Raw genomic sequence first — 14,596 nt, forward strand, 5'->3', positions numbered from 1 at the left:
ACCGGTACTACAATCCGGGACAGGGACCAGGGAAAGATCACTGTGTGCCGTAGGCACAAAGATGCAAAACGGGACGTTTTGCATGTAATAAGCATAAGCTTGTGAAGAGATGGTGGCAGGCCCACCGGGATCTGCTGTCGGAAGTCGGTCCCAAACAACCCCGGCTGCTGTGGTAAAGAGCCATGGTTCGTTGAGTTTTTCTGCATTGCCGGTAATTTTGGCATCTCCTTTGTCCGTAGCTTGTTTCAGCGTCTATAATGGGCGTTAATAAATTGGCAAGTCGGGAACTTGATGTTTTCTTAATGGTATGTAGGCAGAAGAATATGTTCTGCAAGTTGACGATTTGTTGGTGCTTTATTTAAAAGGGTGTAGTGCAAATATCTACAATTTCAAGTAGGCATTATTGTCGTAAAAACGCATCACCGGACATACGACATTCACAATGTGTGTTAATTTTACTGACATCTTTCAAAAGGAGCACAATCATGCCGCACATCGACATTAAATGTTTTCCGCGTGAACTGGACGAACAACAAAAAGCAGCACTTGCTGCAGATATTACCGACGTTATTATTCGCCATCTGAACAGTAAAGATAGCTCGATAAGCATTTCTCTACAGCAGATTCAACCAGAATCATGGCAAGCTATCTGGGATGCCGAAATCGCGCCCCAAATGGAGGCTTTGATAAAGAAACCTGGTTACAGCATGTAATGCTTAACCCGCCGTAACACGCTTGCCGCTAGTAACAAACGTGCCAGCACCTAAATGATGCAACGTATTGAGCTTATCATCATCAAACTGCCAGCGGCCTTCGACAAATACCCGTGCGTCTGCCGCTGCTGATACTACCTCGCCAAACAGTGTGTCGTATTGTTCTTGCGCAGAAGTCGCAGGTAGCAGGCGACACTCCATCCACGCCAGACATTTTTCCTCGACCAGAGGCAAACCAAATACCGGGCCTCTCACAACCGGAATGCCATAGCAATTAAATTTATCTTCTTCACGCCCCGACACACTTCCCACTGCCCACGTCCAGTTAGTTGCTGCAACGCCCGGGATAACGATGCCAAATTTACCGTTATGTTCAATCAACTCCCTGGTCCATGTCGATTTATCTACCACAATCGCCACGCGTGGAGGTTCAAACTCCACCGGCATTGACCAGGCTGCAGCCATAATGTTACGCCGCTGGGATTGCTCATCGAAACTGGTGATCAAGACAGTTGGGCCATGATTTAACAGACGGCTGGCATGGTGTAATTCTATGGGGATGAATCGGCTCATGGTATCGCCTCGCGAAGAAGGTTTTTTTAAGCGTAGTCCGTAACGCAATAAGTAACGAAATTAACGGGATTGGCGATTTGCGAACGTGATGCATGTCCGCGATCGCACAAAATAGCCGGTGCGGCGTCTATTCCAGGTTATAAGTTGAGAAAACCACTAAGGGAAACGCCTGATGACGCCCATTCTGAATCACTATTTTGCCCGTATTAACTGGTCGGGAGCTGCTGCGGTCAATATTGATACGCTTCGTGCATTGCACCTGAAACACAATTGCACCATTCCGTTTGAAAACCTCGACGTTTTGCTGCCGAGGGAAATACAGCTTGATGATCAATCGCTGGAAGAGAAACTGGTGATAGCCCGTCGTGGCGGTTACTGTTTTGAGCAGAATGGCGTGTTTGAGCGGGTGTTACGCGAGCTGGGGTTTAACGTTCGCAGCTTGTTAGGGCGGGTAGTGTTATCAAATCCGCCAGCATTACCGCCGCGCACCCATCGTTTGCTGTTGGTTGAACTGGAAGGGGAAAAATGGATTGCTGATGTCGGTTTCGGTGGGCAGACGCTAACCGCGCCGATTCGTTTAGTTCCCGATCTCGTGCAGACCACGCCACACGGAGAGTATCGGTTGTTGCAGGAGGGTGATGATTGGGTGTTGCAGTTTAATCATCATCAGCATTGGCAGTCGATGTACCGTTTTGATCTCTGCGAGCAGCAACAAAGCGATTATGTGATGGGCAATTTCTGGTCGGCGCACTGGCCGCAGTCGCATTTTCGCCATCATTTGCTGATGTGCCGCCATTTGCCGGACGGCGGCAAGCTGACACTGACCAATTTTCATTTTACCCATTATGAAAATGGGCACGCGGTGGAGCAGCGAAATCTACCGGATGTGGCGTCATTATATGCTGTGATGCAAGAACAGTTTGGTCTGGGCGTGGATGATGCGAAACATGGCTTTACCGTGGATGAGTTAGCGCTGGTGATGGCGGCGTTTGATACGCACCCGGAGGCGGGAAAATAATTTATGTCAGGTTGCCGGATGCGGCGTAAACGCCTTATCCGGCATACATTAGCTCGGTTGTAGACCTGATAAGCGAAGCGCATCAGGCAACGGTTTCAGAGTTTAATTGCCCATTCGGCATGAAACAAAATCACCGCCGCGCCAGAAATGGTGACTTTTTCCGGTTGGTTATCACGAATTGTCACCGTCACTTCAATCACGCCGTCACGCCCCAATGCGCGCCCCTGATGGCCTTTAACACGCAGCACCTTGCCATCGTGGGGCAATACGTTGTGATGTACCAACCATGCACCCATCGGGCCATTGGCATTGCCAGTCACCGGATCTTCCACAATACCAATCGCAGGCGAGAACATGCGACCATCGGTTTCGTTTTTGCCTGGGCGGATCTGGAACGGGAAGAAACCATTGCAGCCAATCTGTTTGCTGATAGCGCTCAGCGCAGCAAGATCAGGCGAAAGGGCGTCGATATCCACTTCTGGTTTCAACGGGATCATCACTTTTGAGTGTCCTGTTGTTGCCACCTGAATTGGCAAGCCTGGCAGAATATCGTCCTCAGTGAGATGAAGCGCGTTGATAATCGCCGCACGTGTTTCATCTTCCAGCGGTGGCTCAAAGCCCGGCGTACCTTGTTCCAGCGAAATACGATAATCATCGTGGTGCTTTTCGATAGTCACGCGATGTTTTCCTGCCAGCGATGTTTGCCAGACCGTGCAATTTCCTAAACCTAACACCTTCGCACGTACATAGTGCGCAGCTACTGTCGCGTGACCACAAATCGGAACTTCAACCGTTGGCGTAAAGTAGCGGATGCGCACATCGCTGTCGTCGCTGTGCAGCAGAAAAGCAGTTTCCGAATGACCTAATTCGCTGGCGATAAGCTGCATTTGCGCTTCGCTAAGATTATCGGCGGGGAAAACAACACCGGCAGAATTGCCGCGAAATGGTTGAGAGGTAAAAGCATCGACGTGGTAAACCTGCGGTTTCATTAACGTTCTCCTGTGACTGGAGAACTATCATAGCCTGTTTAGGGCACTTTTCTGAATTAATCCTTGGCAAGTCATGTTGAAATAACTATCAGGATAAAATGGTTAACTCTCTATATTGCCTTACACGGACCGCTTTATGAAGCAAGTACAATTTGACTGGAAAGGGATGGAAACGGCTGCCATTAATTACATGGTAGCTTCCGTTAAACATATACATCAGGAACACCCATGCCAACATATCTATGGTGCCATGTTTCATTGTTTTTATGGGGATGGGGACATCATTGACTGGCCTTGTCTGGCAGTTGGCACTGAGGAAAGCCTGGCCTCTATTGTTACTGCTTATCAGAAAAATGGATTTACACAAAACGTAGAAAAACTCACACAGGACTTACGCTGGTCGCCTGCGGACCATAAGTACAATGATGAACCTAACGAAGAATGCGAACAATGGGCTAATGAATGCCATGAGTTCGCTGCTATTAATGGAACATTTGATGCCTGGTATGAGGTGTACGCGCAATTCCTGCGTGTTTTTCCGAAAGCAGCCAAAAAAGCACGACTACAACTCTTACGTGAAGGGGTAGTGGAGAAAAACTTTATCGCCATAGCCTCTGATGAGGTTGGTGAGTTGATCCCGTTAAGTCTGACAAAAAAACAAATATTGCAATATTTTCCTCAATATTCTCAGGCTGAACAGGAGAGGCAATATCTGAAAAGTTTGCCTTCACAAGCACGGATAGCAGAATTAATCGCGCAAATATTTGGCAGAAAAACGCCGGGTCTACTTTTAGACGATTACGAAGTATTACTCAAACAACTAGGTCAACTGGCGTTACCTGCTTTGCTGCAAGAAGTTAAAAATGCAGACAAAGCATGGAATGCCTGTAAATTGATTGCAGAAATTAATGAATCTAATGAGGATGTGATTGCTGTTTTGACAAGCCTGCTGGACGATCAAACAGCCGATGGGAGTAACCGCTGTTGGGCTGCAGCGGCTATAGCGCGGCTTGGGCATATGAATTTATTGGTAGAACGCATTTCCCAGCTCCCTGTAGAAATTTTGCTTCGTGGAGTAACAGCTCCATATCTGGCATTTCGGGACCACGGACGTCATTTACCCTTAGATTACACCCCGTTAGAGTTTGTCCTTAGTCATCATCCAGAGCTGGTTGAAGCCATAGCAAAAGAAATGGCACCAGGAAGAGGGTTTTGCACCATCACCGCCAATGAAGAACCCACTGCTCGCGCTGGTTTAGTTTCATCCTGGCCCTGTATTCAATTTCATGCTCAATATGTTTTGGAAGAGTTTGAAGATAATCATTAAGGTTGAAAAGCCTGTTTTTCTGACAACACATGACAAGAAAAACAGGCGGTTTTGAAAAGCAGAATTATCGCCGCGAGCGCACAATCTGATACCGACGAGTAAAGTACTCAAACGGGGCGCTCCACACATGCACCAGTCGGGTGAACGGGAAGAGCAAGAAGATGGTCATTCCCAACACCAGATGCAGGCGGAAGACGAACGCTACACCGTTAAGCATCTCTGACGATCCACCACGGAAAGTGACAATGCTTTGCGCCCAACCCACCAGCTTCATCATTTCGCTACCATCAGGATACTGTGCTGAGAACGGTATGGTACTTAGCCCCAACAGACACTGGATCAGCAAAATGCTCATGATGATGATATCCGGCGTAGTGGAAGTGGCACGCACGCGCTGATTTGTCAGCCTGCGCCACAGCAGTCCTGCGCCGCCAATCAACGTCAACACACCGCAAATACCACCGAGCACCATCGCCATTAGTTGTTTCGCTGCCACTGGCAAAAACCACGCGTACATCCAGTGCGGCGTTAACATGCCGAACAGGTGCCCGAAGAAGATCCCCAAAATGCCGATATGGAACAGATTCGACCATATCACCATCCCGCGTTTATCGAGCATCTGACTTGAGGAGGCGCGCCAGGTGTACTGCCCGTAGTCGTAGCGCAGCCAGCTGCCGAGGAAAAACACCGTCGCACAAATGTACGGGTAGATATCGTAAAAAAAGACGTTCAGATACTGAATCATTTCTCACCTCCCGCACTGATGTCGACATACTGCGGCGCGACATCCTGGCTAAAGCGTCGCTGATATTGATTAAGCGGCGAGCTGTCACACGCCGTGGCGTTATCTTCAATAAACTTCACCTGTTCCTCTTCCCACACTGCATCAAGCGCCTGGCGGGTGTCATCGCGCTCTTCGCTGTTTACTTGTTTTGTGACACTGTCACTTGAAAGTGTACTTCCTGCCAGTTGCAGCAGAGCATCAAACAACGCGTACCACGGTGCCTTGCGTTGTTTTAAGCGACCGCCAAGCAGGGCGAGGATCGGCGCAACATTGAGCAATCCTTCTTTCGCCTGATCGCCAGGCAGTATGCTTAAATACTCCAGATACAGCGGTAGATAATCGGGCAGTTCCCGACAATCCAGCTGCAGGCCGACCTTTTCATACTCCGCCAGCAGGTCCACCATTGCCTGGCCGCGATCGCGGGACTCGGCATGAACATGTTCGAACAGCAGCAGCGACGTGGTGCGCCCGCGGTCAAACACTTCGCACCATTCGGCCTGTTTATCCAGCAGCGGCGCGTTAAGCAGGTTGTGGGTGAAATCCGTAAGCATCGGCGCGTCGCGGCGGATCAACGCCAGCGCGTCCTCCTTGCATTCCCACAACAGCTCGTCCGGATACTCCATCAACAGGCCGATCACTTTGAGGATCTGCATTATTCGCCCTCCGCTTTGTCGCGCACTTCGGTGATGTTGATGGCATCGATACGGCTACTGTTGAACAGGTTGAATTTACTGTCCGAACCGTGGCAACCGTCGCCAAAGGTAAAACCGCAGCCGTTGCGTTCTGCGAAGGCATCGCCCGCCATTTCCCGATGGCTGGTCGGGATAACAAAACGATCTTCATAGTTGGCAATGGCGAGATAGCGATACATTTCTTCGACCTGGGCGACGCTCAGGCCTACTTCGTCGATGGCACGAGTATCAGTAACGCCTTCCACGGTTTGTGAACGCATATAGTGGCGCATCGCCATCATCCGTTTCAGCGCCCGCAGTACCGGACCGGTATCGCCAGCACTCAACATATTGGCGAGATATTGCACCGGAATACGCAGGCTTTCGATAGCGGGCAGCACGCCTTCGCTTTTCGGCAAACCGCCCGCATCTGCGTAGGACTGAATCGGTGACAGCGGAGGAACGTACCAGACCATCGGCAGGGTGCGGTATTCAGGGTGCAACGGTAGTGCCAGTTTCCAGTCCATCGCCATTTTGTAGACTGGCGAACGCTGGGCAGCGTCAATCACATTTTGTGGAATACCTTGTTTCAGGGCTTCCTCGATCACTGAGGGATCGTGTGGATCGAGGAACACTTCGCACTGGCGCTCATAGAGGTCAACTTCGCGCTCGGTGCTTGCCGCTTCCTCAATGCGGTCGGCGTCGTAAAGCAGCACGCCCAGATATCGGATGCGACCCACGCAGGTTTCTGAGCATACGGTCGGTTGACCGGACTCAATTCGTGGGTAACAGAAGATACATTTTTCTGACTTGCCGCTTTTCCAGTTGAAGTAGATTTTTTTGTACGGACAACCGCTAATGCACAAACGCCAGCCACGGCATTTATCCTGATCAATCAGCACAATGCCGTCTTCTTCGCGTTTGTAGATAGCGCCGCTTGGGCAGGTCGCCACGCAGCTGGGATTGAGGCAGTGTTCGCACAGGCGCGGCAGGTACATCATGAAGGTGTTTTCAAACTGCCCGTACATCTCCTTTTGCATGGCCTCGAAGTTGCGGTCGCGGGCACGTTTTTCAAACTCGCCGCCCAGCAGTTCTTCCCAGTTTGGCCCCCAGATCACTTTGTCCATCCGCTTACCGTCAATCAGCGAACGCGGGCGAGCAGTAGGGATATGTTTGCCTTCCGGTGCGCTATGCAAATGTTCGTAGTCGAAGGTGAAAGGTTCGTAGTAATCATCAATCTGCGGCACCACCGGGTTGGCGAAGATTTTGGTTATTACACCCATCTTGCTGCCCAGACGCGGGCGTATCTTGCCATTCACATCGCGGACCCAGCCGCCTTGCCACTCTTCCTGATCTTCCCAGTTTTTCGGATAACCAATGCCCGGTTTGGTTTCGACGTTGTTAAACCATGCGTACTCCATGCCTTCGCGTCCGGTCCAGACGTTTTTACAGGTCACCGAACAGGTATGGCAGCCGATACATTTATCGAGGTTAAGCACCATGCCGACTTGCGAACGTATTTTCATTTTTTCGCCTCCTGTACCTGATCGCGACCTTCATCATCCAGCCAGTTAACGTTCTTCATCTTGCGGATCATGATGAATTCATCACGGTTTGAGCCGACGGTGCCGTAGTAGTTAAAGCCCCAGGCCAGCTGCGCGTAACCGCCAATCATATGCGTTGGTTTCGGGCAAACGCGGGTAACCGAGTTATGAATGCCGCCGCGCATGCCAGTTACTTCCGAACCAGGGATATTCATAATGCGTTCCTGGGCGTGATACATCATGGTCATACCCGGCGGTACACGTTGGCTGACCACCGCGCGGGCCGTCAGCGCGCCATTGGCGTTAAACACTTCCACCCAGTCGTTATCGACAATGGTCAATTCTCGGGCATCGGTTTCGCTGATCCAGACAATCGGTCCACCGCGAGAAAGCGTCAGCATTAGCAGGTTTTCACTGTAGGTTGAGTGAATGCCCCATTTCTGGTGCGGCGTCAGGAAGTTAAGTGCTTTTTCCGGGAAGCCGTTTGGCGGGATTTGGCGCATTTCACTGACGCTACGGGTGTCAATAGGCGGGCGATAAGCCACCAGGCTTTCACCAAAAGCTCGCATCCACGGATGATCCTGATAGAGTTGCTGGCGTCCCGACAGCGTGCGCCACGGAATTAACTCATGAACGTTGGTGTATCCCGCGTTATAGGAAACATGATCGCTTTCCAGACCGGACCATGTGGGGCTGGAGATAATTTTACGTGGCTGCGCCTGAATATCGCGAAAGCGAATCTTCTCGTCCTCTTTGTGCAGCGCCAGATGGGTATGTTCGCGTCCGGTGATTTCGCCCAGCGCCTGCCACGCTTTGACTGCAACATGACCGTTGGTTTCTGGAGCCAGTGCCAGAATGACCTCTGATGCATCAATAGCGGTGTCAATCAGTGGACGCCCCTGTGCCGGGCCATCACGTTTGGTGTAATTGAGTTTACCGAGGAAATCGATTTCATCCTGGGTATTCCACGAAATCCCTTTACCGCCGTTGCCAAGTTTGTCCATCAATGGCCCGAGCGAGGTAAAGCGTTCATAGGTAGCAGGGTAGTCGCGCTCCACCGCCACAATATTGGGTGCGGTTTTACCTGGAATCAGATCGCATTCGCCTTTGCGCCAGTCGAGGACTTCACACGGCTGTGAGAGCTCTGCCGGAGAGTCGTGCAGCAGTGGCTGTAATACCACATCGGTTTCTTTGCCAAGATGACCCACGCACACTTGCGAAAATGCTTTGGCAATACCTTTGTAGATTTCCCAGTCGCTGCGTGACTCCCAGGCCGGATCGACCGCCGCAGAAAGCGGATGAATAAACGGATGCATATCCGAGGTATTCATATCGTCTTTTTCGTACCAGGTGGCGGTAGGCAGAACAATATCGGAGAACAGGCAGGTGCTGGACATGCGAAAGTCGAGCGTCACCAGCAGGTCGAGCTTGCCTTCAATCGCCGCAGTTTGCCACTCGACTTCTTCCGGTTTGATCCCGTCGCTGGCACCGAGTTCCTTGCCCTGAATCCCGCTTTCGGTCCCCAGCAGATACTTCTGCATATACTCGTGGCCTTTGCCGGAGGAGCCAAGCAGGTTAGAACGCCAGACAAACAAATTACGCGGATGATTGCTGCCGCTATCTGGTTGTTCGCAGGCCATACGCAACTCGCCCGATTTCAGCGCCTGGGCGGTAAATTCTGTGGGGGATAATCCGGCCTTGTCGGCTTCAGCTTTAATCCCGAGCGGGTTACGCCCCAGCTGCGGCGCAGAAGGTAGCCAGCCCATGCGTTCGGCGCGAACGTTGAAATCAATCAGATGACCGCTGTACTTACTGGCATCGGCAAGCGGTGAAAGTAACTCCTGCGCAGAGACTTTTTCATAGCGCCATTGGCTGGAATGATTGTAGAAAAACGAGGTGCTGTTCATCTGGCGTGGTGGTCGGTTCCAGTCGAGCGCAAAGGCCAGCGGCAACCAGCCGGTTTGTGGGCGCAGTTTTTCCTGACCGACATAGTGCGCCCAGCCGCCGCCGCTTTGCCCGACACAACCGCAGAAGATCAGCATATTGATCATCCCACGGTAGTTCATATCCATGTGATACCAGTGGTTGACGCCAGCACCGAGGATAATCATTGAGCGCCCATGCGTTTTATGGGCGGTATCGGCAAATTCGCGGGCGATAGTTTCAATATACTGGCGCGGCACGCCGGTAATTTGCTCACCCCAGGCTGGGGTGTACGGTTTGATTTCAGCGTAATCTTTCGCGCTGTTTTCATCTTCCAGCCCGCGATCGAGGCCGTAATTCGCCAGTACCAAATCATAAACGCTGACCACTGGACAGGTGCTGCCATCGGCTAATGTCAGGTTTTTAACGGGTAATTGGCGCACCAGCACCGGATTGTGTTTTACGCTGCGAAAATGCGGATTTTCGATGCCGCCAAAGTAGGGGAAGGCCACGCCTGCAACAGCGTCATGTTGACCGAGCAGGGTTAACGACAATTCGGTTTCCTTACCGGCGGCAATGGATTCCAGATTCCATTTGCCTTTTTCTCCCCAGCGGAAACCAATCGAACCGTTCGGCACTACCAATTCACCTGCGGTATTAACCGCCACGGTTTTCCACTGCGGATTATTGCTTTCGCCCAGTCCATCTACCAGGTCAGACGCGCGGATCATGCGCCCGGGTACGTAGCTACCATCGTCGCGAGGTTCCAGCATTACCAGCATCGGCATGTCGCTATAGCGGCGGCAGTAGTTGATAAAGTAGTCGCTGGGATTATCGAGATGAAACTCTTTTAAAATCACATGGCCCATTGCCATCGCCAGGGCGCTATCCGTGCCTTGTTTTGGTGCCAGCCACTGGTCGCACAATTTGGCCACTTCAGAGTAGTCAGGGGTAATGGCGATGGTTTTAGTGCCTTTGTAGCGTACTTCGGTAAAGAAATGGGCGTCCGGCGTACGTGTCTGCGGTACGTTAGACCCCCAGGCGATGATGTAACTGGAGTTATACCAGTCGGCAGATTCCGGTACGTCGGTTTGCTCGCCCCAGGTCATCGGCGAGGCGGGCGGCAGGTCGCAATACCAGTCGTAGAAGCTTAAACAGGTGCCACCTAATAGTGACAGATAACGTGTTCCGGCGGCGTAAGAAACCATCGACATCGCCGGGATCGGCGAGAAACCGGCAACGCGATCCGGGCCGTAGGTTTTGATGGTCCAGACGTTAGCGGCGGCAATCAGCTGGTTTAGTTCCTGCCAGTTGGAGCGGATAAACCCGCCGCGCCCACGCACTTGTTTGTAGCTCAGGCACTTTTGCGGATCGTTCATAATCGATGCCCACGCCAGTACCGGATCGCTGTGTTGTTTGAGGGCTTCGCGCCACAGTTCAATCAGTCGTTTACGAATGAGCGGGTATTTCAGGCGGTTAGCGCTGTAAAGATACCAGGAGTAACTTGCGCCACGCGGGCAGCCGCGAGGTTCATGATTGGGCAGGTCAGGGCGAGTGCGCGGGTAGTCGGTCTGTTGGATTTCCCAGGTCACCAGACCATTTTTAACGTAGATTTTCCAGCTACAGGAGCCTGTACAGTTAACACCGTGGGTGGAACGCACGATTTTGTCGAACTGCCAACGCTGGCGATAGCTGTCCTCCCAGTCGCGGTTGCTATGCATCACCTGTCCGTGACCATCGGCAAAGGTATCGCCCTTTTGTTTGAAGTAGCGAAAGCGATCCAAAAGTTTACTCATGACATGACTCCTGCTCCAGGAATGAATTGGGATCTGATGCCTTGTCGGATGCGACACGGTTGTACATCAGGCATCGATCTCTTATTTTTGGCTGAACTTCCGCCGACCATAAACCAGCCAGGTCAGTAGCACACAAACGATGTAGAAGATTAAAAACACTTTCATCGCGCCCACTGGAGAGCCGGTCATATTGAGCGACATGCCAAACGCCTGCGGAATAAAAAAGCCGCCCACTGCGCCAATGGCTGAGATAAAGCCCAGAGCCGCCGCCGTTTCGGTGACGGCTTCTCTCTGAGCTTGCTCATCACTACCGCCTTTCATCTTCACCCGATAAATGGTTATCTGGCGAAAGATGACGGCGATCATCTGGAAAGTAGAACCACTTCCCAGACCCGCGGTCAGAAACAGCCCCATAAATACGGCGTAAAAGGCGATGAAATTACCGGAGCCTGTGCCCGGTAAGGTAAGGAACAGCAGGGCGCTGAAAATCGCCATAAAAATAAAGTTGATCAACGTCACCCGCACGCCGCCGAATTTATCGGAAATAGCACCACCAACCGACCGCGCGATGGCACCGATAAATGGGCCAAAGAACGCCAGGCGCAGAATATTCACATCCGGGAACTGGGTTTTTGCCAGCATGGCAAAACCCGCAGAAAAACCGATAAACGAACCGAAGGTGGCAAGGTAAAGCAGGCTCAGCAGCCAGAGATGCAGGCGTTGTAAGACAGGGAGCTGGTCGGCAATTGACGCGCGTGAACTGGCGATATCATTCATCCCTGACCAGGCGGCGATCGTGGCAATCGCCAGTAGCGGTACCCAAATCCATGCGGCATTCGCCAGCGACATCACCGAACCGTCGGCCTGCGGGACGCCATTGACGCCGAGAAAGGCAAATACGGGCACAAAAATGACCAGCGGTGCAACCAGCTGCATCACACTTACACCTAAGTTTCCTAATCCGCCATTAATCCCAAGAGCGCTCCCTTGCCTGGCTTTTGGAAAGAAGAAACTGATATTGCCCATGCTCGAAGCAAAGTTCGCACCTGCAAAACCGCATAGCAAAGCGATAACGATAAAGATCCCAAAAGGAGTATTCGGATTCTGCACGGCAATTCCAAGCCAGACGCAAGGAATAATCAGGATTGCAGTACTAAAAACCGTCCATCGGCGTCCACCGAATATAGGTACCATAAAGGAGTAGGGAACACGCAATAATGCGCCAGAAACGGAGGGTAATGCGGTTAATAAAAAGAGTTGATCGGTAGTAAAATTAAAACCGATTTTATTGAGATTAACGGTAACTGCGCTAAATAGCATCCAGACACAGAAGGCAAGAAGTAGACAACTGACTGATATCCAGAGGTTTCTTCGAGCAATATGTTTTCCTTTATTTTCCCAGAAGGCCGGATTTTCTGGTTTCCAGTCGCGTAAAAGATAACGACTATTTTTCTCATTTTGCAGTGCCATATTGTTCCTCACATGCACACATTGGTAATGAAAAAAGACAAAACAGGAGGTAAGGCGCAATAGCCAGTTATTAGAATTAAGGATGAATTGGGTGAAGTGCTGATTGAAAGAATAGATAAGAAAGCGTAACCGCGGGGGCAGAATGGGGATTAGGTAGCCAGATATGTGTTACTAAATGTAACTGACAAGCTAACCATTAAACGGGGGGGTAATCTTTGAACGCATGTCATGATTCACCCTTCAGATGATGAATCCAAAGGGTTGTATATTAACTATATTCTTAACAAGACCAGACACTTATAGAATTAGCAATAATTTATTCACTCAAAAGGCCATGAGCTGGAGGAAAAGGTTCTGTCCAGAAAGCCTCTCGGTTCCTCTCTTATTGCCTCATTGTAATAATTGTTATTACAATAAGTATTGTTTATTTCATCTAAGGTCATATTTTTAATTTTTATATTCCTCTGGTTTACAACTTCTTCTGTTTTATAAGTATGTATATTATATGGGGTATATGCTTTATTAATAGTATAGTGAAACAATTCGTTATCCACATCTAATCCGTCAGAGTGATCTTCAAATGCACCAGGCGAAAGAATTGCCAGGCCAGTATTAAGCTTAAGTGCTGGGGAAAACAAATTAAATAACATGAGCTGGATAGTAGGGCAATTGTTCTCGCCAGAAATATTTAAAAAATTTAAGCTTTCGCTCTTCTTTATTATTGGAAATAAACTTCTAATATCGGATGTATTCTCAGTATCAATGCGGGTTATTTTATTATTGTCCAGCCTTAAACTTTTGATAGATGAAAGATAAGTCAGGAAATGAAGGTTTATTTTTTCCAACTGATTGTTAGCAGCGTTTAATGTCTGAACTTTGCAGAAGTTGCTATAAAACATTTTAATTTCAGAAAGCAAGTTGTTGTTGATAAGTAACGTATTCAAGTTGGGAAATAAGGCATTGTGTAAACTTGCTAGTTTATTATGGGATAGATCCAGCAGTAAGAGTTCTTCTTTATTTCCTGTAACAATATCAGTTAATTGATTATGGCTGAGATTCAGGTATTGCAGCCATTCGCAAGATTCTAATTGCACAAACTCTAGCTGACTATGTGCCGCACTAAAATAAGTAATTGATGAAAGTCTATCTATATCAATATTTCTGAGACAATTATTATTCATAGATATATGTGTAATGCTTACATTTCTGCCTTGAGGAAAATTTATTGACTCAAGAGCATTACTATTCAGACTAAGCTTTACGAGTCTATCGTATTTTGTAGCATCAAAATGTGTGAGTTGGTTATTATCAAGATTGATAGAGGTGAAGTTTTGCAGCCCTGGTGGTTGAGTAGTTAAATTAAGTCCTGATAAATCAATGTCATTCTGTTTCGACAAAAAAGCACAGCTTATCCTTTCAGCGGCTTCGTTTCGGCATTCCGGACGATGGATTTCACCTGTAAGTATACGTTCTTCTTTCCATTTATTTAATTCGAGCATCCAGTTAAGTTGATTTTTTTCTGGATGTTGCTGTATGGATTGTGGTTTTATTTTGTTAAATATTGAAGGGAATTTCATAACTGCTCCGTAGTAATACAATGTTTTTCTGATTTATCACCCTTGATAAATCAGGATGTGTTTTATAACTCTGTTGTAAAGGATTGGCTTAACCAATTATTGCATGTTGGACCATAACCTAAGGAAGGTTTACTCTCATTATGAATATAATAACAGACGGGTGTGCCCGTTGGGTCCTTGAGCCCCGAGAGTGAGGATAGAGAAGAGGAAT

At 49.4% G+C, this 14,596-nt stretch carries 11 protein-coding genes; 3 read left to right on the forward strand and 8 right to left on the reverse strand.

Annotated features, from left to right (window positions below):
* The first annotated feature begins 485 nt into the window (after nt 1-485).
* On the forward strand, nt 486-713 hold the full coding sequence (pptA, locus tag HUZ68_RS11130; protein WP_001120147.1) for a tautomerase PptA: 228 nt from the start codon (nt 486-488) through the stop codon (nt 711-713).
* A gap of 3 nt (nt 714-716) precedes the next feature.
* Here the strand turns inward: pptA and HUZ68_RS11135 are convergent, their stop codons facing one another.
* Complete coding sequence (locus HUZ68_RS11135) at nt 717-1,286, reverse strand: flavin reductase family protein (RefSeq protein WP_000085901.1); 570 nt, start codon at nt 1,284-1,286, stop codon at nt 717-719.
* 172 nt (nt 1,287-1,458) lie between these two features.
* On the opposite strand from HUZ68_RS11135, the gene nhoA reads away from it, so the two are divergent.
* A complete protein-coding gene (nhoA, locus tag HUZ68_RS11140; RefSeq protein WP_001625219.1) occupies nt 1,459-2,304 on the forward strand; it encodes an N-hydroxyarylamine O-acetyltransferase in 846 nt (281 codons plus the stop codon).
* 95 nt (nt 2,305-2,399) lie between these two features.
* Here the strand turns inward: nhoA and HUZ68_RS11145 are convergent, their stop codons facing one another.
* Nucleotides 2,400-3,293: a PhzF family isomerase gene (locus HUZ68_RS11145; RefSeq protein ID WP_239594198.1), complete on the reverse strand. Its 894-nt coding sequence runs from the start codon at nt 3,291-3,293 to the stop codon at nt 2,400-2,402.
* A gap of 136 nt (nt 3,294-3,429) precedes the next feature.
* Between HUZ68_RS11145 and HUZ68_RS11150 the strand changes: the two genes are divergently transcribed.
* Nucleotides 3,430-4,620 carry a DUF4303 domain-containing protein gene (locus HUZ68_RS11150; protein WP_033815631.1) on the forward strand — a complete coding sequence of 397 codons (1,191 nt, stop codon included), beginning with the start codon at nt 3,430-3,432 and terminating at the stop codon, nt 4,618-4,620.
* A gap of 64 nt (nt 4,621-4,684) precedes the next feature.
* Here the strand turns inward: HUZ68_RS11150 and narI are convergent, their stop codons facing one another.
* From narI to espR1, 6 genes are all read right to left on the reverse strand, one after another.
* Nucleotides 4,685-5,365, reverse strand: coding sequence for a respiratory nitrate reductase subunit gamma (gene narI / locus HUZ68_RS11155; protein ID WP_000617115.1), 681 nt, complete (start codon nt 5,363-5,365; stop codon nt 4,685-4,687).
* Complete coding sequence (gene narW / locus HUZ68_RS11160) at nt 5,362-6,057, reverse strand: nitrate reductase molybdenum cofactor assembly chaperone (RefSeq protein WP_044867356.1); 696 nt, start codon at nt 6,055-6,057, stop codon at nt 5,362-5,364. The genes narI and narW overlap by 4 nt, the downstream gene beginning before the upstream one ends.
* Entirely contained in the window at nt 6,057-7,601 is a 1,545-nt protein-coding gene (gene narH, locus HUZ68_RS11165; protein WP_000702551.1) for a nitrate reductase subunit beta, read from the reverse strand. Before narH ends, narW begins: the two co-directional genes overlap by 1 nt.
* Complete coding sequence (gene narZ, locus HUZ68_RS11170) at nt 7,598-11,338, reverse strand: nitrate reductase Z subunit alpha (RefSeq protein WP_062892365.1); 3,741 nt, start codon at nt 11,336-11,338, stop codon at nt 7,598-7,600. The genes narH and narZ overlap by 4 nt, the downstream gene beginning before the upstream one ends.
* Before the next feature lie 81 nt (nt 11,339-11,419).
* On the reverse strand, nt 11,420-12,808 hold the full coding sequence (gene narU, locus HUZ68_RS11175) for a nitrate/nitrite transporter NarU (RefSeq protein ID WP_001625224.1): 1,389 nt from the start codon (nt 12,806-12,808) through the stop codon (nt 11,420-11,422).
* 320 nt (nt 12,809-13,128) lie between these two features.
* Nucleotides 13,129-14,385, reverse strand: a complete 1,257-nt coding sequence (espR1, locus tag HUZ68_RS11180; protein ID WP_239594201.1) for a T3SS effector leucine-rich repeat protein EspR1 — start codon at nt 14,383-14,385, stop codon at nt 13,129-13,131.
* Between the last annotated feature and the right edge of the window lie 211 nt (nt 14,386-14,596).

Source organism: Shigella dysenteriae (assembly GCF_022354085.1).
Lineage (GTDB): Bacteria > Pseudomonadota > Gammaproteobacteria > Enterobacterales > Enterobacteriaceae > Escherichia > Escherichia coli.

Bases quoted from the DNA above. Each gene is read 5' to 3' on its own strand.
- pptA (WP_001120147.1), top strand. From the start codon at position 486: ATGCCGCACATCGACATTAAATGTTTTCCGCGTGAACTGGACGAACAA.
- HUZ68_RS11135 (WP_000085901.1), bottom strand. From the start codon at position 1,286: ATGAGCCGATTCATCCCCATAGAATTACACCATGCCAGCCGTCTGTTA.
- nhoA (WP_001625219.1), top strand. From the start codon at position 1,459: ATGACGCCCATTCTGAATCACTATTTTGCCCGTATTAACTGGTCGGGA.
- HUZ68_RS11145 (WP_239594198.1), bottom strand. From the start codon at position 3,293: ATGAAACCGCAGGTTTACCACGTCGATGCTTTTACCTCTCAACCATTT.
- HUZ68_RS11150 (WP_033815631.1), top strand. From the start codon at position 3,430: ATGAAGCAAGTACAATTTGACTGGAAAGGGATGGAAACGGCTGCCATT.
- narI (WP_000617115.1), bottom strand. From the start codon at position 5,365: ATGATTCAGTATCTGAACGTCTTTTTTTACGATATCTACCCGTACATT.
- narW (WP_044867356.1), bottom strand. From the start codon at position 6,057: ATGCAGATCCTCAAAGTGATCGGCCTGTTGATGGAGTATCCGGACGAG.
- narH (WP_000702551.1), bottom strand. From the start codon at position 7,601: ATGAAAATACGTTCGCAAGTCGGCATGGTGCTTAACCTCGATAAATGT.
- narZ (WP_062892365.1), bottom strand. From the start codon at position 11,338: ATGAGTAAACTTTTGGATCGCTTTCGCTACTTCAAACAAAAGGGCGAT.
- narU (WP_001625224.1), bottom strand. From the start codon at position 12,808: ATGGCACTGCAAAATGAGAAAAATAGTCGTTATCTTTTACGCGACTGG.
- espR1 (WP_239594201.1), bottom strand. From the start codon at position 14,385: ATGAAATTCCCTTCAATATTTAACAAAATAAAACCACAATCCATACAG.